The 23098-nt window shown below is 72.7% G+C and carries 21 protein-coding genes; 10 read left to right on the top strand and 11 right to left on the bottom strand.

Annotated elements, in window-relative coordinates; all coding sequences use genetic code 11:
* Positions 1-2: 2 nt before the first annotated feature.
* The 4 genes from ABZ312_RS03095 (at position 3) to ABZ312_RS03080 (ending at position 3415) form a co-directional block, all read left to right on the top strand.
* On the top strand, positions 3-920 hold the full coding sequence (locus tag ABZ312_RS03095) for a F0F1 ATP synthase subunit gamma (protein WP_500325346.1): 918 nt from the start codon (positions 3-5) through the stop codon (positions 918-920).
* Between the two features lie 2 nt (positions 921-922).
* Positions 923-2365 carry a F0F1 ATP synthase subunit beta gene (gene atpD, locus ABZ312_RS03090; RefSeq protein ID WP_499514040.1) on the top strand — a complete coding sequence of 481 codons (1443 nt, stop codon included), beginning with the start codon at positions 923-925 and terminating at the stop codon, positions 2363-2365.
* 123 nt (positions 2366-2488) lie between these two features.
* Entirely contained in the window at positions 2489-2869 is a 381-nt protein-coding gene (locus ABZ312_RS03085) for a F0F1 ATP synthase subunit epsilon (protein ID WP_499516949.1), read from the top strand.
* A gap of 99 nt (positions 2870-2968) precedes the next feature.
* Positions 2969-3415 carry a DUF2550 domain-containing protein gene (locus ABZ312_RS03080; RefSeq protein ID WP_499514041.1) on the top strand — a complete coding sequence of 149 codons (447 nt, stop codon included), beginning with the start codon at positions 2969-2971 and terminating at the stop codon, positions 3413-3415.
* Between the two features lie 169 nt (positions 3416-3584).
* Here the strand turns inward: ABZ312_RS03080 and ABZ312_RS03075 are convergent, their stop codons facing one another.
* Positions 3585-4235: a response regulator gene (locus ABZ312_RS03075; protein ID WP_500325344.1), complete on the bottom strand. Its 651-nt coding sequence runs from the start codon at positions 4233-4235 to the stop codon at positions 3585-3587.
* On the bottom strand, positions 4232-5434 hold the full coding sequence (locus ABZ312_RS03070) for a sensor histidine kinase (protein ID WP_500436294.1): 1203 nt from the start codon (positions 5432-5434) through the stop codon (positions 4232-4234). The genes ABZ312_RS03075 and ABZ312_RS03070 overlap by 4 nt, the downstream gene beginning before the upstream one ends.
* 135 nt (positions 5435-5569) lie before the next feature.
* On the opposite strand from ABZ312_RS03070, the gene ABZ312_RS03065 reads away from it, so the two are divergent.
* Positions 5570-6121, top strand: a complete 552-nt coding sequence (locus ABZ312_RS03065; RefSeq protein ID WP_500358249.1) for a hypothetical protein — start codon at positions 5570-5572, stop codon at positions 6119-6121.
* 10 nt (positions 6122-6131) lie between these two features.
* Here ABZ312_RS03065 and ABZ312_RS03060 read toward each other — a convergent pair whose 3' ends face one another.
* Entirely contained in the window at positions 6132-6704 is a 573-nt protein-coding gene (locus tag ABZ312_RS03060; protein ID WP_500325338.1) for a cob(I)yrinic acid a,c-diamide adenosyltransferase, read from the bottom strand.
* A gap of 241 nt (positions 6705-6945) precedes the next feature.
* Here ABZ312_RS03060 and ABZ312_RS03055 point away from each other — a divergent pair, with 241 nt between their 5' ends.
* The 3 genes from ABZ312_RS03055 (at position 6946) to ABZ312_RS03045 (ending at position 11037) form a co-directional block, all read left to right on the top strand.
* The gene (locus ABZ312_RS03055) at positions 6946-7794 is read left to right on the top strand and encodes a 3-hydroxyacyl-CoA dehydrogenase family protein (RefSeq protein WP_500358252.1); all 849 of its coding nucleotides are present in this window, start codon (positions 6946-6948) and stop codon (positions 7792-7794) included.
* A 189-nt stretch (positions 7795-7983) separates the two neighbouring features.
* A complete protein-coding gene (locus tag ABZ312_RS03050; protein WP_018563514.1) occupies positions 7984-8307 on the top strand; it encodes an STAS domain-containing protein in 324 nt (107 codons plus the stop codon).
* Positions 8308-8529: 222 nt separating this feature from the next.
* Complete coding sequence (locus ABZ312_RS03045) at positions 8530-11037, top strand: ATP-binding protein (RefSeq protein WP_500436292.1); 2508 nt, start codon at positions 8530-8532, stop codon at positions 11035-11037.
* Positions 11038-11125: 88 nt separating this feature from the next.
* Here the strand turns inward: ABZ312_RS03045 and nucS are convergent, their stop codons facing one another.
* Positions 11126-11788 (bottom strand): endonuclease NucS, encoded by a 663-nt coding sequence (gene nucS, locus ABZ312_RS03040; protein ID WP_500325332.1) that lies wholly within the window; start codon positions 11786-11788, stop codon positions 11126-11128.
* A 186-nt stretch (positions 11789-11974) separates the two neighbouring features.
* Between nucS and ABZ312_RS03035 the strand changes: the two genes are divergently transcribed.
* Positions 11975-12367, top strand: coding sequence for an SCO5389 family protein (locus tag ABZ312_RS03035; protein ID WP_018563511.1), 393 nt, complete (start codon positions 11975-11977; stop codon positions 12365-12367).
* Positions 12368-12420: 53 nt separating this feature from the next.
* Here the strand turns inward: ABZ312_RS03035 and ABZ312_RS03030 are convergent, their stop codons facing one another.
* On the bottom strand, positions 12421-13446 hold the full coding sequence (locus ABZ312_RS03030; protein ID WP_500436291.1) for an LLM class flavin-dependent oxidoreductase: 1026 nt from the start codon (positions 13444-13446) through the stop codon (positions 12421-12423).
* A gap of 214 nt (positions 13447-13660) precedes the next feature.
* Between ABZ312_RS03030 and ABZ312_RS03025 the strand changes: the two genes are divergently transcribed.
* Positions 13661-13984: an Rv1322 family protein gene (locus tag ABZ312_RS03025; protein ID WP_500358256.1), complete on the top strand. Its 324-nt coding sequence runs from the start codon at positions 13661-13663 to the stop codon at positions 13982-13984.
* A 28-nt stretch (positions 13985-14012) separates the two neighbouring features.
* On the opposite strand, the gene ABZ312_RS03020 is transcribed toward ABZ312_RS03025, so the two are convergent.
* From ABZ312_RS03020 to scy, 6 genes are all read right to left on the bottom strand, one after another.
* Positions 14013-14879 (bottom strand): ABC transporter permease, encoded by an 867-nt coding sequence (locus ABZ312_RS03020; RefSeq protein ID WP_500325328.1) that lies wholly within the window; start codon positions 14877-14879, stop codon positions 14013-14015.
* Positions 14876-16114, bottom strand: a complete 1239-nt coding sequence (locus tag ABZ312_RS03015) for an ABC transporter ATP-binding protein (protein WP_500325327.1) — start codon at positions 16112-16114, stop codon at positions 14876-14878. Before ABZ312_RS03015 ends, ABZ312_RS03020 begins: the two co-directional genes overlap by 4 nt.
* Positions 16115-16227: 113 nt before the next feature.
* Positions 16228-17004 (bottom strand): ABC transporter permease, encoded by a 777-nt coding sequence (locus tag ABZ312_RS03010; protein WP_500325325.1) that lies wholly within the window; start codon positions 17002-17004, stop codon positions 16228-16230.
* Position 17005: 1 nt separating this feature from the next.
* Positions 17006-17992, bottom strand: coding sequence for an ABC transporter ATP-binding protein (locus tag ABZ312_RS03005; protein WP_500359867.1), 987 nt, complete (start codon positions 17990-17992; stop codon positions 17006-17008).
* A 131-nt stretch (positions 17993-18123) separates the two neighbouring features.
* Positions 18124-19056 carry a coiled-coil domain-containing protein gene (locus ABZ312_RS03000; RefSeq protein WP_018563504.1) on the bottom strand — a complete coding sequence of 311 codons (933 nt, stop codon included), beginning with the start codon at positions 19054-19056 and terminating at the stop codon, positions 18124-18126.
* A 103-nt stretch (positions 19057-19159) separates the two neighbouring features.
* Positions 19160-23056, bottom strand: a complete 3897-nt coding sequence (gene scy / locus ABZ312_RS02995) for a polarized growth protein Scy (protein ID WP_500359866.1) — start codon at positions 23054-23056, stop codon at positions 19160-19162.
* Positions 23057-23098: the final 42 nt, after the last annotated feature.

The raw sequence follows: 23098 nt of genomic DNA, 5'->3' as shown, positions 1-23098 counted from the left end.
GCATGGGCGCCCAGCTTCGGGTATACAAGCGCCGCATCAAGTCCGTCACCGCGACCAAGAAGATCACGAAGGCGATGGAGATGATCTCCGCGTCCCGGATCGTCAAGGCCCAGCGCCAGGTCCACGCCTCGTCCCCGTACGCCGACGAACTCACCCGCGCGGTGGCCGCGGTCGCGACCGGTTCGAACACGAACCACCCGCTGACCACGGAGACCGAGAACCCGACGCGCGCCGCGGTGCTGCTCATCACGAGCGACCGCGGTCTGGCCGGCGGCTACTCGTCCAACGCGATCAAGGCCGCCGACCGGCTCACCGAGCAGCTGCGCTCGGAGGGCAAGGAGGTCGTCCACTACATCGTCGGCCGCAAGGGCGTGGCGTACTACGGCTTCCGTGAGCGCGCGATCGAGGACTCGTGGACCGGGTTCACCGACAAGCCGACGTACGCGGACGCCAAGTCGGTCGCCGACCCGCTGATCGAGGTGGTCCTCAAGGACACCGCCGAGGGCGGCGTGGACGAGCTGCACATCATCTTCACGGAGTTCGTGTCGATGCTGACGCAGGCGCCGGTGGAGAAGCGGCTGCTGCCGCTCTCGCTCGCCGACGCCACCGGTGGCGAGGCCCGCAAGGAGGGGGAGATCCTCCCCCTGTACGACTTCGAGCCGTCGGCTGAGGGCGTCCTGGACGCACTGCTGCCGCGGTACGTCGAGAGCCGGATCTACAACGCGCTGCTGCAGGGTGCCGCTTCCGAGCACGCCGCCCGCCGCCGCGCGATGAAGTCGGCGACCGACAACGCCGAGGAGCTCATCAAGACGCTCACGCGGCTTGCCAACCAGGCCCGCCAGGCCGAAATCACCCAGGAAATCAGCGAGATCGTCGGTGGCTCCAGCGCCCTGGCCGACGCGTCTGCGGGGAGTGACTAATCATGACCACCACTGTTGAGACGGCCGCTGCCACGGGCCGCGTCGCCCGGGTCATCGGCCCGGTCGTCGACGTGGAGTTCCCCGTCGACGCCATGCCGGAGATCTACAACGCCCTCACCGTCGAGGTCGCCGACCCGGCCGAGGCCGGCAAGAAGAAGACGCTGACCCTCGAGGTCGCCCAGCACCTGGGCGACGGCGTGGTCCGCGCGATCTCGATGCAGCCCACCGACGGTCTGGTCCGCCAGGCCTCGGTGACCGACACGGGCACGGGCATCACCGTCCCCGTCGGCGACTTCACCAAGGGCAAGGTGTTCAACACCCTCGGTGAGGTGCTGAACGTCCCCGAGGAGAACGCCAACGTCGGCGAGCGCTGGACGATCCACCGCAAGGCGCCCAAGTTCGAGGACCTCGAGTCCAAGACCGAGATGTTCGAGACCGGCCTGAAGGTCGTCGACCTGCTGACCCCGTACGTCAAGGGCGGCAAGATCGGTCTGTTCGGCGGCGCCGGTGTCGGCAAGACCGTCCTCATCCAGGAAATGATCATGCGTGTGGCGAAGCTGCACGAGGGCGTTTCCGTGTTCGCCGGCGTCGGCGAGCGCACCCGTGAGGGCAACGACCTGATCCAGGAGATGGAGGAGTCCGGCGTCCTGGACAAGACCGCCCTGGTCTTCGGCCAGATGGACGAGCCCCCGGGCACCCGTCTGCGCGTGGCGCTGGCCGGTCTGACCATGGCGGAGTACTTCCGCGATGTGCAGAAGCAGGACGTGCTGTTCTTCATCGACAACATCTTCCGCTTCACCCAGGCCGGTTCCGAGGTCTCCACGCTGCTCGGCCGCATGCCCTCCGCGGTGGGTTACCAGCCGAACCTCGCGGACGAGATGGGCCTCCTCCAGGAGCGCATCACCTCGACCCGTGGTCACTCGATCACCTCGATGCAGGCGATCTACGTCCCCGCGGACGACCTGACCGACCCGGCGCCGGCGACCACCTTCGCCCACCTGGACGCGACGACCGTTCTGTCCCGTCCGATCTCGGAGAAGGGCATCTACCCGGCGGTGGACCCGCTGGACTCGACGTCCCGCATCCTGGACCCCCGCTACATCGCGGCGGACCACTACGAGTGCGCCATGCGCGTCAAGGGGATCCTGCAGAAGTACAAGGACCTCCAGGACATCATCGCGATCCTCGGTATCGACGAGCTGGGCGAGGAGGACAAGCTCACCGTCCACCGCGCCCGCCGCATCGAGCGCTTCCTGTCGCAGAACACCCACGCGGCGAAGCAGTTCACCGGCATCGACGGCTCCGACGTCCCGCTGGACGAGTCGATCTCCGCGTTCAACGCCATCGCCGACGGAAAGTACGACCACTTCCCTGAGCAGGCGTTCTTCATGTGCGGTGGCATCGAGGACCTCGAGCGCAACGCCCGCGAGCTCGGCGTCAGCTGACGCCCGTCGCCTGACGGCTCACCGTGGCAGGGGGCGGACCCTGTGTCCGCCCCCTTGCCGCACCCCCGTTATCCTTTGTTTTATGCACCCGCCGGACGGCGGTGGGTGCCGACCCGAGGAGCCATCTTGGCTGAGCTGCACGTCGAGCTGGTCGCAGCGGACCGCAGTGTCTGGTCCGGCGAGGCCACACTTGTCGTCGCACGCACCGAGTCCGGCGACATCGGCGTCATGCCGAACCACGAGCCGCTGCTGGGCGTGCTCCAGTCCGGTCCGGTGACGATCCGCACCAGCGAGGGCGGCACCGTCGTCGCCGCGGTGCACGGCGGTTTCATCTCCTTCGCGGACAACAAGCTGTCGGTGCTCGCGGAGATCGCCGAGCTCGCCGACGAGATCGACGTCCAGCGTGCGGAGCGGGCTCTGGAGCGTGCGAAGGCCGACGCCGACGCCGCCAGTGAGCGCCGCGCCGAGGTCCGGCTGATCGCCGCGACCAGCGGGTCGCGCTGAGCACCCGGCCCACCGGGCCATGAGCCGCGGGAGGCCCGTGAGGGTGTCCCGCGGCTGCAGTATCCCTATTCGTGACACGGAGCGAGGAGGTCGGTGGGCGTGATCCTCGCTTTTCAGGTGTGCGGGGCCCTGGTGGCGGTGGCGCTGCTGGGGCTGTTCGTCTTCGGGCTGCGGCGCCGGCTGATCCAGCGGCCCGGCGGCACGTTCGACTGCAGCCTGCGGATGCCGCCCACCGGGGCCGGCGAACCCTCCGGCAAGGGCTGGGCGTACGGCGTGGCCCGCTACAGCGGTGACCGGATCGAGTGGTTCCGGGTCTTCTCGTACGCGCCCCGGCCGCGCCGGGTGCTGGAACGCTCCGCCATCGAGGTGCTGCACCGCCGCGTCCCGGAGGGGCAGGAGGAACTGGCGCTCCTCTCCGACTCCGTGATCCTGGTCTGCGAGCACCGCGGCACCCGTCTGGAACTCGCCATGAGCGACGACGCCCTCACCGGCTTCCTCGCCTGGCTCGAGGCCGCCCCTCCCGGCCAGCGGGTCAACGTGGCCTGAGGTCTGGTTCCGCCTCCCCGCTGGTTGGGGGTCCCCCCGGACGAAGTCTGGGGGAGGGTCAACGTGGCCTGAGGTCTGGTTCCGCCTCCCCGCTGGTTGGGGGTCCCCCCGGACGAAGTCTGGGGGAGGGTCGACGTGGCCTGACAAGCGCTGTCCGGTCCCGCCGGCCCTACGGCCGTACCGACAGCCCCCATTCCTGCGCCAGCACCGCGGCCTGCACGCGGCTGCGCAGCTCCAGCTTGGCCAGCATGCGGCTGACGTGCGTCTTCGCCGTCGCCTCCGCCATCTCCAGCCGCACCGCGATCTCCGCGTTGGACAGGCCCTCGCCCACGCAGACCAGCACCTCCCGCTCCCGTGGCGTCAGCGCGCCGAGCACGGCGTGGTCGGCCGCCGGACGCGGCCGGGGGCGGGCGAACTCGCCGATCAGCCGGCGGGTCACCGCGGGCGCGATCATCCCCTCGCCGCGGGCCACCAGCCGTACGCCCTCGATCAGCCGGTCCGCCTCGGTGTCCTTCAGCAGGAATCCCGCGGCGCCCGCCCGCAGCGCCCCGAAGACGTACTCGTCCAGGTCGAAGGTGGTGAGGACGAGCACCTCCGCCAGTCGCTCCGCGACGATCTCCCGGGTCGCGGCGACCCCGTCCAGCCGGGGCATCTGGAGGTCCATGAGGATCACGTCCGGGTGCAGCTCGCGGGCGACGCGGACCGCGGCCTCCCCATCGGCTGCCTCGCCGACCACCTCGATGTCCGGCACCGAGCCCAGGATCAGCACCAGCCCCGCGCGTACCGCGGCCTGGTCCTCGGCGACGACCACCCGGATCATGCGTTCCCCTTCATGGGCAGTACCGCCCGTACCCGCCATGTCGTGCCCTCCCGGCCCGCCTCGAAGGTGCCGCCCAGCAGCTCGGCGCGTTCCCGCATCCCGATCAGGCCGCTGCCGGAGCCGGGGGCCCGGGGGTCCGGCCGGTGCCCCGGGCCGCCGATCCGGCAGGGGCTCGCCACGGTCACCGTCAGCGCCTCGCCCTCCTGCTCCAGCAGGACGGGCACCTCACCGGGCGCCGCGTGCTTCAGGACGTTGGTCAAGGACTCCTGCACGATCCGGTAGGCCGCCAGCTCCACGGGCGCGGGCAGCGCGGCGGCGCCCTCGGGGCGCCCGTCGCGCAGTACGAAGGCCGAGTGCGGGGCCGCCGCGCGCATCTGCTCCAGGAGCGCGTCCAGGCCGGCCAGCCGCGGGACGGGGGCCGGTTCCCCGTCCTCGCCCGCCGAGTCGCGCAGCAGCCCGATCAGCCGGCGCATCTCGGACAGGCCCTCGACGCTGTTCTCGCGGATCACTGCCAGCGCCTCGCGGGCCGGGCCCTCGTGGCGGTCCAGGGACAGTGCGGCGGTGGAGTGGATGGCGATCGCGGAGAGGTGGCCCGCCACCATGTCGTGCAGTTCGCGGGCCATTCGGGCCCGTTCGCGGCCCACCGCCTCCCGGCGGTCCAGCTCCGCGAGGAGCGCGGTCTGCTCGGCGCGCAGCCGTTCGTGGGCGGCCTCGTCGCGGTGCCGCCGCACGACCACGCCGGTCCAGGCGGGGGCGACCGAGACCAGGGCACCGACCACACCGATCAGCAGGGACTCGGCGACCGGGTGCACCGCCACGGCGGTGGCGGTGAGCGCGGCCGTGCAGAGCACGCTGACGACGGGCACGACCCGGGTCAGCCGCTTCGGCCCGTACAGGACGGCGGCGTACACGAGGTCGGTGAACATCAGCACGGTCACCAGCAGCGAGCCGATCACGAAATCCGCGCAGAAGGTGAGCACGCCGAGGACGATCGCGACGCGGGGCGCGGTCCGCCGCAGCAGTTCGCACCCGGCCATGACCACCAGCGGGAGCAGCGGCAGCCAGCGGTGGTCGCCCGCCGGATGGTTCCCGGAGTGGGTGTACAGCCCGAACGCCCACATCGCGAGGCCGCCCGTGAGTCCCGACACGGCGATCAGCACGTCGTCCCGCGGCGGGCGCCGGGCGGCGTTGGTCGTCATGGGCCCATCCCAGCACGCGGCGCGGACGGTGCGCGTCGGCCGGTGGTCGGACCCGGTGCGTACACCGAAGGATGCAGCCGGGTCTCATCAGCGCCGACGACGCGCCCCACCGCGGCCGCGGGGGAGCCTTGCGGCATGTTGGTGACCCTGATCGCCGGGTGCGAGATCGCCTTCTGGGTGCTGCTCGGCGCCGGGCTCGCGGTGCGCTACCTGCTGCGCCGGCCCCGGGCCGGCGCGGCGCTGCTGGTGTGCGTGCCCCTGGTGGACCTGGTGCTGCTGGCCGCGGCGGTGGCCGACCTGCGCGACGGTGGCACGGCCGCCGCCCGGCACGGCCTGGCCGCCGCGTACGTCGGCTTCTCCGCCGGCTACGGCCACGGCGTCGTCCGCTGGGCCGACGCACGCTTCGCGCACCGCTTCGCGGGGGGCCCCGAGCCGCCGCCGGCACCGAGGTACGGCAGGGCCCGGGCCCTGCACGAGTGGCGGCTCCTCGGCCGTACCGCGGTGTCCGCCGCGGTCGCGGCCGCCCTGCTGCAACTGGCCGTCTGGCTCGTTGCGGACGCCGGACGCACGGCCGCCCTGCGGGAGTGGCAGGTGCGGATGGCGGCGACGACCGGGATCCACGCGGTCGTCGCGGCGAGCTACACGCTCCGGCCCAAGCGGGGGCCGGCCGCCTCGCCGCGCACCTGAGCGGGCGCGGTCAGCGGTTCTCGCCGGGCACCCACAACACGTCGCCGACCTCCTTGTTGGCCGTACGGGCCAGGATGAACAGCAGGTCGGACAGCCGGTTGAGGTAGGTGGCGGTGAGCGGGTTCATCGTCTCGCCGTGCTCCTCCAGCGCGGTCCACGTGGACCGCTCGGCGCGGCGGACGACCGTGCACGCCTGGTGGAGCAGCGCGGCGCCCGGGGTGCCGCCCGGCAGGATGAAGCTGCGCAGCTTCTCCAGTTCCTCCAGGAAGCGGTCGCAGTCCGCCTCCAGCCGGTCCACGTAGGTCTGCTCGACGCGCAGCGGCGGGTACTTGGGGTCGGGGACGACGGGCGTCGCGAGGTCGGCGCCGACGTCGAAGAGGTCGTTCTGGACCCGTACGAGGACGGTCACGACCTCTTGCGGGAGCGCGCCGAGGGCGATCGCCACGCCGATCGCCGCGTTCGCCTCATTGGCGTCCGCGTAGGCCGAGATGCGGCTGTCGGTCTTGGCCGTACGGCTCATGTCGCCGAGGGCGGTGGTGCCGTCGTCCCCGGTCCGCGTGTAGATGCGCGTCAGATTGACCATGTGTCGAGCGTAGTCAGGCAGCGCCCGGGGCGCGCCCCGCGACGGGCCCGAGGCGCGGGAGGCGGATGCGGACTCCGGGGGCGGTCCCGGTCAAACTGGACGCGGTTCGCCTGCAACTGGGCGCCGGGGCCCTCAACTGTGCGACGAAGGACACAGGGTGACCCGCCTCTCTTCCTGCTGCGCTCCGCTGTGAAGCGACGTTAAGGTCCCGGCAACAGCATCGAGAAGATAGGTGTGTGCCGTGGCGAAGAAGCTCGCCGTCATCGGAGCCGGCCTGATGGGCTCCGGCATCGCGCAGGTGTCCGCACAGGCGGGTTACGAGGTCGTCCTGCGTGACATCACGGTCGAGGCGCTGGCCAGGGGCAAGGGCGGGATCGAGGCGTCCTACGAGAAGTTCGTCGCCAAGGGGAAGCTCACCGCGCAGGACGCGGCCGCCGCGCTCGCGCGCATCACCACCACCACCGACCTGGACGCGGCCGCCGACGCCGACATCGTCGTCGAGGCCGTCTTCGAGAAGATCGAGGTCAAGCAGGAGATCTTCCGCGCGCTGGACAAGATCGCCAAGGCGGACGCGGTGCTGGCCTCCAACACCTCCGCCATCCCGATCACCAAGATCGCGGCGGTGACGGAGCGCCCGGAGAGCGTGGTCGGCACCCACTTCTTCTCGCCGGTCCCGCTCATGCAGCTGTGCGAGCTGGTCCGCGGCTACAAGACCGGCGACGCGACCCTGGCGCGCGCCAAGGCCTTCGCCGAGGAGATCGGCAAGACGACCATCGTCGTCAACCGGGACGTGGCCGGCTTCGTCACCACCCGGCTGATCGCGGCGCTCGTCGTCGAGGCCACCAAGCTCTACGAGTCGGGCGTCGCCACGGCCGAGGACATCGACATCGCCTGCAAGCTCGGTTTCGGCCACGCGATGGGTCCGCTGGCGACCGCCGACCTCACCGGCGTCGACATCCTGCTGCACGCCGCCGACAACATCTACACCGAGTCCCAGGACGAGAAGTTCGCCCCGCCGGAGCTCATGCGGCGCATGGTCGACGCGGGCGCGCTCGGCCGCAAGAGCGGCGAGGGCTTCTACCGCTACTGACGGAGCGTCAACCGGAAGGGCCCGGTCCGGTGCGGATGGCCGGAGGACTGGGCCCCTCGGACCCCTCCTGTCACTCGCAAGGGTGAATTCGGTATCGGTTCGCTCACAGACGGCAACCTCTTCGTACGACGGACCGTCAGTTACGTAGAACCACGGCAGTTCCACCCATTCACTCCACGGGGAGGCGTAATGCACATCAGGGGCGATCACGCCGAGCTGGTCGTCGGGGGCCGCCTCGACGTCCGCACCGCGGCGGACGCCCGCAAGGTCCTGCACAGCGCCGTGGACGGCGGCCACGGCGACCTCGTGCTCGACCTGACCGAACTCGACTCGTGGGACGCGACGGGTCTGGGGGTCATCATGGGGGCGCACCGCCGCTGCGGCCGGGCCGACCGGCGCCTGGTCCTGCGGGGCGTGCCCGCGCAGATGCAGCGCCTGCTGGTCGCCACGCGGCTGCACCGCATCCTGGTCATCGAGGGGGGAATCGCGGCAGAAGCACTGCCGCGGACCTAGCGCACCCACCGGGCGCGCTGAGACGCAAGCGGCAACCCCGGACAGATTCGGACGCAAGGGCGGCATCGCCGCCCTGGGCTTCGCACACGCTGCGGGAAGGTTTAGGGTTCGGTTCCGGCGTGCCTCAACCCCGTACGCCGAGGAGGGGAGCCGGACCGGTCCCACGGCGCGACCACGGGCCCGGTGAGGCCCTGCTGCGACGCAAATGGGGGGCGGAGACTAATGGACCCACACGGACCCGACATGACCGGTGACGAGTACGGCGCACGACAGGACTCCACGGGCTTTGCCGACGTGACATCGGCCGGCGGCGCGGAGGACGGCACCGCGCCGACGCCGCGCGTCGGCCGGCCGCCGCGCGACCCGCTCGCCCTGGAGGTCGGGGCGGGCACGGGGGACGGCGACGCGCCACGCGTCGTCGAACTCCTCGTGGGCGACTGCAGGCTGACCCTCAACCCCGTCGACGGCAGCGAGGTCAGCTCCCTCGCCCCCGGCGACCTGCCCGCACCCGTTCGGCGCACGGCGGAGGAACGCGCCGCGCTGACCGCCGCCGCCCGGCCGACGGTGCCGCCGGGGCCACGCGCCCCCGAGCTCCCGCTGCTGGAGCGCGAGGAGGAGCGCAAGCGCCTGGTGCGGCTGCTCTCCCGGGGCCGTTCGGTGCGCGTCACCGGGCCCTCCGGCGCCGGCCGCAGCGTGCTGCTCGACGCGGTGGCCCGGGCCTGCGAGGACCTCGCCCCCGACGGCGTGATCCGGCTCTCGGGCTACCGGCGGACCCCCAGCGACCTGCTGCAGGAGCTCTTCGCCACCGTCTACGACACCGAGGACTACCGCCCCGAGCGCAGCCGCCTGCTGGAGCTGCTGCGCGACATCGGCGGGGTCGTCGTCCTGGACGACCTGGAGTTCGGCGGCGCCTCCCTGGAGGAACTGCTCGCGGCGGCGCCCGAGTGCGCCTTCCTGGTGTCCGCGACGCCCGACGTGCCGGCCCCCGCCGGCGACTCCCTGGTCGAAGAGGTCTTCCTTCCCGGACTGCCCCGGGTCGCCTGCCTGGAACTGCTGGAGCTCTCCGCGGGCCGCCCCCTGGTGGAGGAGGAGACCGCCTGGGCGGCCGACCTGTGGTTCGAGTCCGAGGGCCTGCCGCTGCGCTTCGTCCAGGCCGGTGCGCTGCTGCGGCAGCGCGACGCGCTCGGGGCGGAGATCCTCGCGGCCGACGAGTCCGTGTGGGGCGACGTGGACGCGACGGACGAACTTTCCGTCGACGCGCCCTTCGGCACCGAGCCGGGCGCGTCGGCCTCGCACGTGCCGCTGCCCTCGCTCGCCGAGAGCGCCGCGCCCGCCGCCCTGCTCGCCTCCCGCCTCGGCGCCTCGGCGCAGGAGGCGCTGCGCTTCGCGGTGGCCCTGGGCGGCGAGTGCCCGCACCAGGCCCACCTGCCGGCGCTCGTCGGCGACACCCACGGCGATGCGGCGCTCGGCGAGATCGTGGCCGTCGGGCTCGCCGTCCCCGTCGCGGCGCACCACCGCCTGGCGGCCGGTGTGAGCAGCCAACTGGCCCTGGTGGACGGACTGGCCGCGGAGGCCGCCGCCGAGGGCTCACCGCAGGCGCTGGCCGCAGCCCAGCACTACGCCTGGTGGGCCGGGCACCCCTCCGTCACCCCGAAGCGCGTCGCCGCCGAGGCGGAGGCCATCCTCGGTGCCCTGAGTGCCGCCCGCGACGGCGGGCACACCAGCGCGGCCGTGCTCCTGGCCCGTGCGGTGGCGCCCGTCCTGGCGGCCGCCATGCACTGGAGCGCGTGGGAGCGTGCGCTGCGCGTCGGCCAGGAGGCCGCCCGGCTCGCCGGGGAGGTGGCCGAGGAGGCGTACTTCCTCCACGAACTCGGCGTCCTGGCGCTGTGCCTCGGCAACCTGGACCGGGCCCGCAGCGAACTGGAGGCCTCGATAGCCCTGCGCGGCGCCCTCGCGGACCGTCAGGGCACCACGGTGGGGCGCCGCACCCTCGCGCTCGTCGTGGACCGCGCGGGCGGCCCTGTGCCCGGTACGGGCCTCGCGGGCGTCGAGACCCCGGCGGCGGGCACCGACATGTCCGATGCGCCCGCGACGATCATCAGCAAGCGCCTTGCCGCGGCGGCCGCCGCCCCGCGCCGGATCGCCCTCACCGGTTCCCGCCGCAACCTCGTCGCCGCCGGCGCGGGCGCCCTGCTGGCCGCCGTCCTCGGCACCGTCGTCACCCTCGGCACGACGGCCTCCGGCGGTGACCAGAACACACCCATGAACGTCAAGCCGGTCGAGTCCGCCCAGGAGGACAACGCGGACGATGGCTTCCCGGCCGAGGACGCCCCGAGCCCCGGCTCCAGCCGACGGCCCAGACCCTCCGCGAGCGGCACCACGCCGGGGTCCACCGGCGCGCCGGGCGCGCCGGGCGGTGCGGTCGACCCGGGTACGGGCGACGGGGAGACCGAGCAGCCGGGGGGCGGGGAGACGTCACCGACGAAGAAGCCGGGCGGTGGGACCCCCGGAAAGCCGACGCCGTCGAAGACGCCGACCAAGTCGCCGACACAGCCCTCGACCACGCCGAGCAGCGAGCCCCCGACGTCCCCCCCGGCGTCGCCGGATCCCACGGAGACGACCGAGCCCAGCGACACCACCAGCGCCGGCGGGCCCTCCGAGACCGCGGTCGCCACCACGGATCCCGGTACCCCGGTGGACGAGTCCTCCACGTCCGGAACGATCGCCTGACCGGCGCCCGTCACGGCGCGGCCGCGGTGGTCTGCCGACCGCCGGGCCGCGCCGTGGTGCGTGCCCGCGGCCGCTCCGGGACCTGGGGTCAGAAGAGGCGGAGCTTGTCGTCCTCGATGCCGCGCAGCGCGTCGTAGTCGAGGACGACGCAGTCGATGCCGCGGTCCGTGGCGAGGACGCGCGCCTGCGGCTTGATCTCCTGGGCCGCGAAGACGCCCTTCACGGGCGCCAGCAGGGGGTCCCGGTTGAGGAGTTCGAGGTAGCGGGTGAGCTGCTCGACGCCGTCGATCTCTCCGCGGCGCTTGATCTCGACGGCGACGGTCGTGCCGGACGCGTCCCGGCCCAGGATGTCCACCGGGCCGATGGCCGTCGGGTACTCGCGGCGGACGAGGCTCCAGCCCTCGCCGAGCACCTCCATGCGGTCGGCCAGCAGCTCCTGGAGGTGGGCCTCGACGCCGTCCTTGATCAGGCCGGGGTCGACCCCGAGTTCGTGCGTGGAGTCGTGCAGCACGTCCTCGATGGTGATGATCAGCTGCTCGCCGGCCTTGTTGGTGACCGTCCAGACCCCGTCCCCACCCTCCTTGAGCGTGCAGGGCGGCGACATCCAGTTCAGCGGCTTGTAGGCACGGTCGTCGGCGTGGACGGAGACGCTGCCGTCGGCCTTGACCAGGAGCAGCCTGGTGGCCGACGGCAGATGGGCGGAGAGCCGGCCCGCGTAGTCCACGGAGCAACGGGCGATGACGAGACGCATGGTCGGCAACGTTACTCGCTACCGGGCGCGGTCGGAAAATGGCCTGTTGTGAGCGCTCGCGCCTAGTGTCATGGGACCTCTCCGCCTACGGTTGTGGGTGGAAGCCGTCGCGCGGGAGAACTCTGGGCGGCTTCTCTCCGTAGTCCGTCTGACTCCTCGGACAGGGGGGTCACGAGAGGAGTACTCATGTCGCTCGACGTCTCACCGGCCCTCCTCGAACAGGCCGAGCGAGGCGAGGTCGACGAACGGGAATTCGTCGACTGCGTCCGGACTTCCCTGCCTTACGCATGGGACATGATCAGCTCTCTGGCGGCACAACTCAAGGTGGACGGCGGCGAGTTCGCCGACAACCAGGTACCTCCGCCGGACGAGCACGCGCGCGGGCAGCTGCTCCGCGCCCTGGCGAGTGACGCGATACGGGGGGCCCTGCAGCGGCACTTCGGGGTCCGGCTGGCGTTCCAGAACTGCCACCGGGTCGCGGTGTTCCCGCTGGACCCGGCGGTCGACGGGCGTTACGCCACCTTCACCTCCGTACGCGCACAGCTGCTGAACCAGTCCCCGGAGCTGCGGGACTGCTGAACCGGGCAGGGTGCTCCCGCCGTTGGTCGCACCACTGCTCTTTGATGTTTCAATCAGGCCAATTGCGGGAGCACTTCGCTGCCGAGCCGCGCCACGTTCTCCTCGGTGGCCGCGAGATCGCCGGAGCCCTCGACGAGCAGGGCGAAGCGGCTGATGCCGGTCCGCTCGGCGGTGGCGGCCAGCCGGTCGGCGCACAGCGCGGGCGGGCCCACGGGGTGGAGGTCGCAGAGGAGTTCGGTGTAGGCGAGCGGATCGCGCATCGTCCGGGGCCGGCCGTCTACCGTGCGGTGCGCGGCGAGACCCCGCTGGAGCCAGCCGGGCATCGCCTTGGTGAGGGTCTCCACGGCGTCCGCACGGCGGTCCGCGATCTGTACGACGCCCGCGGAGACATGTTCCGCCGTGGCCACCATTTCGGGTGAAAGCCCCGCATCGCGCGCCTCGGCCTGCCACATTGCGACCATGGCAGCTTTGTCCTCGTCGCCGCAGTGCATGCCGAGCAGCATCGGCAGACCCCTGCGTGCCGCGAGCCGGACGCTGCCCGGCGAGGTGCAGGCGACGACGACCGGCGGCCCGCTGGGCTCCTCGAACTCGTCCGCCCGCGGCACGACGTCGACCTCGCGGAAGGCGAATCGTTCACCCGAGGCCCCCACGCGCGGCTCACGGAGCCAGCGCAGCAGCAGGTCCAGCGACTCGGGGAAACCCTTCTCGAAGGCGGCGAGTCCGGCGCCGAAGACCTCCAGGTCCACCCAGGGGCCGCCGCGGCCCACGCCCAGCGTGAAGCGGGCGCCCGAGGCGATGTGCAGCAGCGCCGCCTGCTCGCCGAGCGCCACGGGGTGCGCGGTCGGCAGGACGCTCACGGCCGTACCGATCCCGATCCGGCGCGTCCTGCCCAGCAGCAGCGCGGCGAGCGTCACAGCCGACGGGCACACGCCGTACGGCACGAAGTGGTGCTCCGCCAGCCATACGGAGTCCAGCCCGGCCCGCTCCGCCGCCTCTGCGGACCGCACCGCGCGGTGCAGCGCCTCCCCCGGTCCCTGCCCCGGGAACTGGGCGGCGAGGACGAAAGTACCGACACGCATCGTGCTTCACACCTTCCTCGGTGGCCGACACGGCTCCCCTACTGGCACTAACGCCTGACACGTGCCAAAGGCACGGTCCGCGCACCGCGATTTCATGATTTTCGCGGCGATGGCCGGAATGGGGGGTTCCCCGACCGGGTACCCGGCACGGTCCGCGCTACGCGTACGCTGGTTGGCGGCCCCGAGTCCCCCGAACCGCATGAGGTGTGTGCCCGTGTCCCCGCGCCGAAACCGCCCCCGAGGCGCCGCCGGCAGAGCCGAGGAGCGTCCCGAGGCCGGACCGGCCAGGGGCCCGGAGCGTGTGGAGAGCTGGCAGGGCGAGCAGTGGACCGTCCGCCAGCTGAGCGGGAGTCCGGCTGGCAAGCACTACCGCTGCCCCGGTTGCGACCAGGAGATCCCGCCGGGCGTCGGGCACCTGGTGGCCTGGCCGGAGCACGGCGGCGTGGAGGACCGGCGCCACTGGCACACCGCCTGCTGGAACGCCAGGGACCGCCGGAGCGCACGGCTCCAGCGGTCCCGGAACGCCCCCCGGTACTGACCGTGGAGCGGAAGCCCGGTGTCCCGGGTCAGACGTCGCGCTTGGCGAGCGCCGCGTAGGCCGCGCCCAGGGCGACGGCCGTGATGATCGCGAGCCCGATCAACTGGCGCACGCCGTCGGCGTCGCCGTTCTCCAGCATCGGCATCTGGTAGAGCGACGCGATGGCGTTGGGGGAGGAGTACTCGATCAGCTTCTCCTGCACCTTGCGGAGGCTGTCCGACTGCATGAAGATCGCGATGATCAGCGGCAGCAGGACCACGCCCATCATCGTGGTGATCGCGCCCGCGGAGTGCCGCAGCAGCGCGCCCACGGCCAGCGAGAGCAGCCCGAGCAGCGCCACGTACAGGCCGACGCCGACGGTGGCGCCCAGCCACTGGGTGCCGCTCGCGGTGGTGAGGCCGTCCTCGATGACGAGCCGAGCGCCCACGTAGGTGTCGTCGCCCACGGACCTGCCGCCGAAGGTGGCGTAGTTCATCAGCGCGGTGAGCGCGCAGGCCACGGTGGTGACGGTGAAGGTGAGCGCGAAGAAGACGATCGCCTTCGCGGTGAGCACCCGGCCGCGCTGCGGGCACGCGGTGAGGGTCGTGCGGATCATGCCCGTGCCGTACTCGGAACTGATCACCAGCACGCCGAGCGTCATGACGCAGAGCTGGCCGAGGAGCACCCCGAACAGGCCGAAGCCGAGCACCGGGTCGGAGACGTTCTCGGTCGAGCCCAGGCCGACGACGAGCAGGTTGATGCCGAGGATCAGCAGCAGCATGACGCCGAGCGTCCACAGCGTGGAGCGCACCGTACGGATCTTGGTCCACTCGGACTTCAGCGCGTGGCCGAGGTGGGTCCTCTGCACCGGGACGGTGGAGGAGAACTGCGGAGCCGGGTGGACGGGGGCGGTCATCGGGCGTCCTCGACGGGCTGGGTCGGCTGCGGGGCGGGCGGGGCGGCGGGAGCCGCGGGAGCGGCGGGCACCGCCGGCGGTACGGGGGCGCCGGGCGGCACGGGCGGCTGCGCGTACGGGTTCACGGGCGCGGCAGGCGCCGCGCCGGGGGCCGGCGGCACCGGCGCCGCGTACGGCGGCACCGGGGGCTGCGGGTGCCCGTAGCCGTACCCGTACGGCGGTTGCTGCGGGACGGGCTGCGGGTAGGGCGCCTGCGGCGGCATGCCCCAGCCGCCGGGGGCCGGCGCACCGCCGGGCTGCTGCAGGCCCTGCCGCGGGTCGGCGGTGGAGCGGTAGTCGACGGCGCTGTTGGTGAGGCGCATGTAGGCCTCCTCGAGCGAGGCCTGGTGGGGCGAGAGCTCCCACAGCCGCACCTCGGACTCGTGCGCGACGTCGCTGATCCGCGGCAGTTCAAGACCGGTCACGCGCAGCGCGCCGTCCTGTTCCTGCTGCACCTGCGCGCCCGCCTCGGTCAGCGCCTTCGTGAGCCTGTCCCGGTCCGCGGCCACGTCCGGGGTGCGGACCACGGCGAAGCCGGTGGAGTTGCGCGCGATGAAGTCCTTGACGCTCATGTCGGCCAGCAGCTGCCCGCGGCCGATCACGATCAGGTGGTCCGCGGTGAGCGCCATCTCGCTCATCAGGTGCGAGGAGACGAAGACCGTACGGCCCTCCGAGGCGAGCTTGCGCATCAGATGGCGTACCCAGTGGATGCCCTCCGGGTCCAGACCGTTGACCGGCTCGTCGAAGAGCAGCACCTCGGGGTCGCCCAGCAGCGCCGCCGCGATGCCGAGGCGCTGCCCCATGCCGAGCGAGAAGCCCTTGGAGCGCCTGCGCGCGACCTCCTGCAGGCCCACCACGCCCAGCACCTCGTCCACCCGGCGGGCCGGGATCCCGGACAACTGCGCCAGGCACAGCAGGTGCTGGCGCGCGCTGCGCCCGCCGTGCACGGCCTTGGCGTCCAGCAGCGCGCCCACCCGGCGCGGGGCGTTGGGCAGCTGCCGGAACGGCTGTCCGCCGACGGTCACGCGTCCGGCCGTGGGCGTGTCCAGGCCCAGGATCATCCGCATCGTGGTCGACTTCCCGGAGCCGTTGGGCCCCAGGAAGCCGGTCACCATGCCGGGCCGCACCTGGAAGGACAGGTTGTACACGGCCGTCTTGCTGCCGTAGGTCTTGGTGAGGCCGACTGCCTCGATCATGCTCCGCCCCTCGACGAACAGTCCGCGGGGCGGCGCTCGCCCCCATGAGGATTAGGAGGCTAGCGGGGCGGGATCGGTTCCCGCCCCGTGAGGCCGGAATTGCCCGGGAGCGGTCAGGCGTCCCGCTTCTTCAGCAGCGCGTAGCCGCCGATCAGCGCGACGACCACCCACAGCGCCATGATGCCGAGTCCGCCCCACGCGCTGTACGGGGCGGGGTCGTCCGGGGCGATCGTGGCCCGCATGATCTTGCTGCCGGCCTGGTCCGGGAAGTACCGGGCCACCTCCTTGGCGCCCGGCACGGCCGAGAGGATCCCGGAGATCAGGAAGAAGAAGGGGATGAGGATGCCCAGTGAGACCAGCGGGCTGCGCAGCATCGTCGCGACGCCGACCGCGAAGAGCACCATCAGCGTCATGTAGAGGCCGGCCCCGAAGACCGCGCGCAGCACCCCCGGATCGCTGATCGAGGTGTCGAGGTCACCGCCGAGGACGGCCTGCCCGATGAAGAAGGAGACGAAGCTGACGATCACCCCGAGGACGAAGGTGATGCCGGCGGCGACGGCGACCTTGGAGAGGTAGAAGGTCGCACGCTGCGGTACCGCCGAGAGCGAGGCCCTGATCATGCCCGTGCTGTACTCGCTGGAGATGATCAGCACGCCGAAGGTGATCAGCGCGAGTTGACCGAGGAAGAGACCGGACAGGCTCTGGGCGGTGGCGTCGAACTGGGCGCGGGCGCCCTCTTCGATGGTGTCCCACTGGGTGCGGAAGAGCAGGCAGAACAGACCGCTGATGACGATGGTCAGGACGGCGGCGGACGCCAGCGTCCACACGGTCGACCGGACGGTCCTGACCTTGGTCCACTCCGACTGCAGAACAGCGGTGGTCGCTGCCATGTCAGGCTTCCTTTCCGGTGTGCGTGTTCCAGGCGGCGCCCCACTGGGGCGCGGGGGCCGCGGCCTCGCCGGCCTCCGCCGCGGCCCCACCGGCGTGGTACTCCACCGACTCGGCGGTGAGTTGCATGAAGGCCTGCTCCAGGGAGGCCTGCTGGGGGCTGAGCTCGTGCAGCACCAGTTGGTGCCGGGCGGCGAGTTCACCGATCTTGGCGGACTCCGCGCCCTCGATCTCGAAGGCGCCCTCGTCGTCGACCACCGAGGTGATCGACGCGGCCGCCAGCGCGTCCCTGAACTTCTCCGGCTCGGGGGTGCGGACGCGCACGTAGGAGCGGGAGTTCTCGGCGATGAAGTCCGCCATCGTCGTGTCCGCCATCAGCTTGCCGCGGCCGATCACGATCAGGTGCTCGGCGGTGAGCGCCATCTCGCTCATGAGGTGGCTGGAGACGAAGACCGTGCGGCCCTGCGCGGCCAGCCCCTTCATCAGGTTGCGGATCCAGTGGATGCCCTCCGGGTCCAGTCCGTTGACCGGCTCGTCGAACATCAGGATCTCGGGGTCGCCCAGCAGCGCCGCGGCGATGCCGAGACGCTGTCCCATGCCGAGGGAGAACCCCTTGGAACGCTTCTTGGCGACGGGCGCGAGACCGACGGTCTCCAGCACCTCGTCGACCCGGCGGGCCGGGATGCGGTTGGACTGGGCCAGGCACAGCAGGTGGTTGTACGCCGTGCGGCCGCCGTGGATGGCCTTGGCCTCGAGCAACGCCCCGATGTGCTTGAGCGGTTCGTGGAGTTCGCGGTAGTGCTTGCCGTCGATGCGGATGCTGCCGCTGGTCGGATTGTCCAGGTCCAGCATCATGCGCATCGTCGTCGACTTGCCCGCCCCGTTGGGGCCGAGGAAGCCGGTCACCACCCCCGGCCGCACCGTGAAGGTGAGGTCGTCCACCGCGGTCTTGTCGCCGTACCGCTTGGTCAGCCCCTGCAGCTCGATCATGCCGCATACACTATTTGGCCGCGGCGCGCGATGCACGCGGAATTCACGCCCCCGTTTGCGCTCCCGCACACGACCGAGCCCCCTGCCGAGGGGACAGGGGGCTCGATGTGCTCCGGAAGACCGGTGGGACGTCAGCGCTGGGCCGGGACGCCGCGCGAGACGGGCTCGTCGTCGGCGGGGGCGCCGGCCGCGGCGACCGCCGCACCGGTCAGCGTGGCCAGCATCTCGCGGACGTTGGTCAGCTGGGCGTTGATGCTGTCGCGGCGGTTGGTGAGCGCCGCCAGCTCGCGCTCGGATTCGCTGCGGATGCGGTCCGCCTTGGCGTTCGCGTCGGCCACGATGTCCTCGGCCTGGCGCTGCGCGGTCTCCACCGTCTGGCGGGCCCGGCGCTCGGCGTCGGTGCGCAGCTTCTCGGCCTCCAGGCGGAGCTGCTCGGCGCGGTGCTCGATCTCGGCGAGGCGCTTCTCGGCCTTGGCCTGACGGGACGCCAGGTCACGCTCGGACTGCTCGCGGCGCTTGGCCAGGTTGGTCTCGAAGTCGGCCGCGGCCTGGGCCGCCTTGGCGCGGGTCTCCTCGAAGAGGGCGTCCGCCTCCTCGCGCTTGGCCTGCGCGTCCTTCTGCGCGTCGGCGCGCAGCTGGCCGGCCTCACCCTTGGCCTTCTCGACGATGCGCTCGCCCTCGTCCTCGGCCTTGGTCTTGCGCTCGGCGGCGTAGGACTCGGCGTCGTTGCGCACCTGGGTGGCGGCGGACTCGGCCAGCTCGCGGTGCTGCTCGGCGGCCCGGCGGGCCTCCTCGCGCAGGTCCTTCGCCTCCTCCTCGGCGAGGCGGAGGATCTTCTCCACCCGCGCGCCGAGACCGGCGTACGACGGCTCGGCGTCGTTGACCTGCGCCTGCGCGTTCTGGGTCTCGAGGTGGAGTTCCTCGATGCGCTTCTCCAGCGCATTGATCCGGGCCAGTGCACTGTCACGGTCGGCGACGAGCTTGGTGATGCGGTCGTCCACCTGCCCGCGGTCGTATCCGCGCCGCACGAGCTCGAAGCCGAAGGGGGAGGAAGTGTCGCTCATGGGGTTCCTGTCAATTCAGACCGGGTGGGGTGATAGGGGGAATCCTAGGGGCCCAAGCGGCGTGTCTTACAGTCACTGTCCAGTAACTGTGCACAATGACCGCTCAATCGAGTGGCGCATCGTCGGACCGCTTGCTCCCTGTCCGGGTCGTGCCGGCCGCTGCACCTGCAGTGACCGTGTTCTTACCGTTCTGCGTGGCGTTCTGACTGTTGCTCTTTCCCCCGTCGATCGGCTGCTGGAATGACTCCAGTGCCTCAAGGACATCCTGCACACGGGTGATCTCCGCGTTGATGTCCTGGCGGCGCCGGCTCAGCACCTCGAGCTCCTTCTTGCCTTCGGTCACGATGCGCTCGGCCTCGGCGCGGGCCTCGCTCCGCACCCGCTCCGCCTCCCGCTCCGTGTCGTTCTTCTTCTGCTCGGCCCCCTTGAGCAGTTCCTCGGCCTTCTTCACCGCGGCGATGCGGACCTTGCTGGCCTCCGCGCTCGCGGTGGACCGGGTCTCCTCGGCCCTGGCCTCGGCTTCCGTGACCAGCTCGCGGGCCTTGGCCTCGGCCTTCTCCAGCTGCTCGGTGGCGGCCTCGACCAGCTTGTCGACCCGCTCGCCCGCCGACTTCATCGTGGCGGCCGACTCGCTACGGGCCCGCTCGTGCAGTTCCTCGACCTCGGCCTCGACGCGCTGCCGCAGCTCCTCCGCGCGCTCGCGGATGGCGGTGGCGTCCCTGCGGGCCTCCTCCAGCAGCGTGTCGGCGTCCGTACGGGCCCGCTCCACCATGCCGTTGCTCTCGGAGGTGGCCTCGCCGACGATCCGGTCGGCCTCCTTGCGGGCGGCGCCGACCATCGTGTCGGCCTGCTCCTCCGCGGTGGTGCCGATCTTGAGCGCCTCGCCCTGCGCCTGGGAGATCAGCTCGTCCGCCTGCCCCGCGGCCTCGGCGCGGCGCTTGTTGGCGTCCTCGCGCGCCTCGTCCCGGATCCGGTCGGACTCCGAGCGGGCCGCCTCGGCGTCGCGCTCGGCGGAGTCGAGTGCGTCCTTGGCGAGGATGCCCAGCCGCTCCGCTTCGGCGCGGGCCCTGGTGATCAGCTGGTCGGCCTGCTGGGCCGCTTCCGTGCGGCGCTTGTTGGCCTCGTCGCGCGCCTCGTCGAGGATGCGGCGGGCCTCCGCCTCGGCGGTGCCCAGCGCCTCCTCGGCCGCACGGCGGCGCTCCTCGGCGTCGCGCTCGGCGGAGTCGAGTGCGTCCTTGGCCAGGATGGCCAGCCGCTCGGCGTCGCGCTGCGCCTTGCCCACGGTCTCCTCGGCCCGGGCGGCGGCGTCGGCGCGGAGCCGGTCGGCCTCCTCGATCGCCTCGGTGAGCAGCCGGTCGGCCTGTTCCGCGGCCTCCACCCGCTGCCGGTTGGACTCGTCGCGGGTCTCCACCCGCAGCCGGTCCGCCTCCTCGATCGCCTCGCCGACGGTGCGGTCGGCGAGCTGCCGGGCCTCCTCGGCCTCCTCCTGCGACTCGCGCCGCAGCCGCTGGGCGTCCTCGGTGGCGCGCTCGCGCTCGGCGTTGGCGTCCGCGTGCAGCCGGTCCGCGGCCTCCTGGGCCTCGGACCGCAGGCGTTCCGCGGCGTGCTCGGCCGCCGAGCGCAGCCCGGCGATCTCCTCCTCGGCCTGCTCGTGCAGCCCGTTGACCGAGTCCCGCACCTGCTGGGCGGTCTGCTCGGCCGCGCCGACCAGCTCGGCGGCGTGCCGCTCGGCCTCGGCGACCAGCCGTTCCGCCTCGGCGCCGGCCTCCTCCACCCGCTTGCGGGCGGCCGCCAGCAGCTCCTCGCCCTCGCGACCGGCCTGGGCGCGCTCCTGCTCCGCCTCGCCGCGGGCCGCGGCCAGCAACTCCTCGGCCTCGCGGCGGCGGCGTGCGGCCTCCTCCTGGGCGGCGGACAGCGCCTCGGCCGCCTCGGCCCGCAACCGTCCCGCGGTCTCCTGCGCCTCCGAGCGGAGGCGGTCGGCGGTCTCCTGGGCGTCGGTGCGCAACTGCTCGGCCTCGGCGGCGGCGTCGCCCCGCAGCCGGACGGCGAGCTGCTCGGCCTCGGCCCGGGTCTGCGACGCGTCGGCCGCGGCCTCGTCCCGCAGCCGCACCGTCTCCTGCTCGGCCTGCTCCTGCAGCGCCCTGACGCGCTCGGCGACCTCCGTGCGCAGCGTGGCCGCCTCCTCGGCGGTCTCGCGGCGCAGCCGCTCCGCCTCTGTGCGGGCCTCGCGCAGCGCCTCCTCGGCCGCGGTGATGCGGCGCTCGGCCTCCTCGCGCAGCCGGACCAGATCGGCCTCGGCGTCGTCGCGCAGCCGCTGGGCGGCCCGTTCGGCCTCCTCGCGCAGCACCTGGCCGGCGCCCTCGGCGTCCTCTCGTACCTGCTCGGCCTGCTGCTCGGCCTCGGTGCGCACCTGCTCGGCCTCGCCCCGGGCGCGCTCCAGCAGCTCGTCGGCCTGCCTGCGCAGCGCCGCGGCGCGCTCGATCGCCTCGGTACGGGCCTTCTCGGAGTCGACGGTCGCCTTCTGCCGGTGCTCCGCGGCCTCGGCCTTCGCCTTGGTCAGCAGCTCCTCGGCGGACCGGGCCGCCTCCTCGATCTGCTGCACGGCCTCGCGCCGCGCCTCGCCGCGGATGCGCTCGCCCTCGGCGACCGCCTCGGCGCGCAGCTGCTCGGCCTCGCCGCGCAGCCTGCGGGCTTCCTCCTGCAGCTCGACCGTCTTGGCGCGGTACTCCTTGGTGTCGTCCTTGGCGGTGCCGAGCAGCTCCTCGGCCGACTCCTCGGCCTGGCCGCGCAGCCGGTCCGCCTCGGTCTCCGCCTCGCGGCGGATGCGCTCGGCCTCCTCGCTCGCCGCGCGGGTGGTGGCACGGGCGTCCTCGGTGGCCTTGTTGAGGACCTCCTCGGCGGTGCGGGCCGCCTTGGCGAGGGCCGCCGCCGCGTCCTCGGCCGCCTCGGACTTGGCGGTCTCCTGGGCCTGGCTGTGCAGCCGTTCGGCCTCGGTCCTGGCGTCGGCGAGGATCTGCTCGGCCTCGGCCTTGGCGGCCTCCGCCTCCTTGGTGGCCTCGGCGACCAGCCGGGCCACCTCGGCCTTGGCCGTACGGGTGCGCTGCTCGTTGTCGGCGTCGACGGTGGCCAGCCGCTTGGCGGCGTTGGCCGCGGCCTCCTCGCGCAGCCGGTCGGACTCGCTCTGCGCCTCGCGCAGCTTCTCCTGGGCCTCGCGCAGCTTCTCCTCGGCGGAGCGGGAGAGCTCGCCGGCCTGGGTGCGGGCGTGTTCGGTGTCGCTCTGGGTGGAGGCGCGCAGCTGCTCGGCCTGGGTGGTGGCCTCCTGGGCCTGGCTGGCCGCGGCGTTCAGCAGCCGCTCGGCGTCCGCGCGGGCGCGGCGCAGCAACTGGTCGGCCTCGGCGCGGGCGGTCGTGGACTCCGACTCCAGCCGGTCGCGGGCGCCCTCGGCGATCCGCTGGGCCTCGGCGCGGGCGGCGGCCAGCGCGGCCTCCGACTCCGCTCGGGTCTCCTCCATGAGCCGGCGCGCCTGCGCCTCGGCACGGGCGCGGAGCTGCTCGGCCCAGGCCACGTTCTCGTTGACGTGGCTCTCGACGTTGGTGCGGCGATCCGCCAGTTCCTCGTCCAGCCGCCGGCGCCGGGCGACGGCCTCGGCGTGCCACTCGGCCTCCACCCGGGCCTGGTGCTCGGCCTGCTCCTGGAGCAGCCGCTGGGTGGCCGCGCGCGCCTCGCGCAGCTCCCGCTCGGCGTCGGCGCGCAGCTGGTCGGCCTGGATCTGGGCGTTGCGCAGCAACTGGTCGGCCTGGTGGCCGAGGTTGTCGTAGGCAGGACGCGTCGCGAGGTTACGGCGCGCCTCGTGCAGCTTGGCGCGCAGCACCTCGACCTGGTAGCCGAGGTCGTCAGCATGCTGGACGACCTTGTCCCGCTCCTTACGAAGCCGCTCCATCTCGGCCTCGAACTGCGAGAGGTGGTCGTCCTCAACCTCGTAGCGGTCGTAGCCCCGCACTCCGCGGTCCCATCCGTCTCCTGGTGTACCCACCCGCCAACC

Source organism: Streptomyces sp. NPDC006207 (assembly GCF_040613835.1).
GTDB lineage: Bacteria > Actinomycetota > Actinomycetes > Streptomycetales > Streptomycetaceae > Actinacidiphila.
This window is presented reverse-complemented; position numbering and strand designations above follow the sequence as displayed.

Coding starts and splice junctions, on each gene's coding strand:
- ABZ312_RS03095 (WP_500325346.1), top strand. CDS start 3: ATGGGCGCCCAGCTTCGGGTATACAAGCGCCGCATCAAGTCCGTCACC.
- atpD (WP_499514040.1), top strand. CDS start 923: ATGACCACCACTGTTGAGACGGCCGCTGCCACGGGCCGCGTCGCCCGG.
- ABZ312_RS03075 (WP_500325344.1), bottom strand. CDS start 4,235: ATGATCCGGGTGGTCGTCGCCGAGGACCAGGCCGCGGTACGCGCGGGG.
- ABZ312_RS03070 (WP_500436294.1), bottom strand. CDS start 5,434: ATGACGACCAACGCCGCCCGGCGCCCGCCGCGGGACGACGTGCTGATC.
- ABZ312_RS03065 (WP_500358249.1), top strand. CDS start 5,570: ATGTTGGTGACCCTGATCGCCGGGTGCGAGATCGCCTTCTGGGTGCTG.
- ABZ312_RS03060 (WP_500325338.1), bottom strand. CDS start 6,704: ATGGTCAATCTGACGCGCATCTACACGCGGACCGGGGACGACGGCACC.
- ABZ312_RS03050 (WP_018563514.1), top strand. CDS start 7,984: ATGCACATCAGGGGCGATCACGCCGAGCTGGTCGTCGGGGGCCGCCTC.
- ABZ312_RS03045 (WP_500436292.1), top strand. CDS start 8,530: ATGGACCCACACGGACCCGACATGACCGGTGACGAGTACGGCGCACGA.
- nucS (WP_500325332.1), bottom strand. CDS start 11,788: ATGCGTCTCGTCATCGCCCGTTGCTCCGTGGACTACGCGGGCCGGCTC.
- ABZ312_RS03035 (WP_018563511.1), top strand. CDS start 11,975: ATGTCGCTCGACGTCTCACCGGCCCTCCTCGAACAGGCCGAGCGAGGC.
- ABZ312_RS03030 (WP_500436291.1), bottom strand. CDS start 13,446: ATGCGTGTCGGTACTTTCGTCCTCGCCGCCCAGTTCCCGGGGCAGGGA.
- ABZ312_RS03020 (WP_500325328.1), bottom strand. CDS start 14,879: ATGACCGCCCCCGTCCACCCGGCTCCGCAGTTCTCCTCCACCGTCCCG.
- ABZ312_RS03015 (WP_500325327.1), bottom strand. CDS start 16,114: ATGATCGAGGCAGTCGGCCTCACCAAGACCTACGGCAGCAAGACGGCC.
- ABZ312_RS03010 (WP_500325325.1), bottom strand. CDS start 17,004: ATGGCAGCGACCACCGCTGTTCTGCAGTCGGAGTGGACCAAGGTCAGG.
- ABZ312_RS03005 (WP_500359867.1), bottom strand. CDS start 17,992: ATGATCGAGCTGCAGGGGCTGACCAAGCGGTACGGCGACAAGACCGCG.
- ABZ312_RS03000 (WP_018563504.1), bottom strand. CDS start 19,056: ATGAGCGACACTTCCTCCCCCTTCGGCTTCGAGCTCGTGCGGCGCGGA.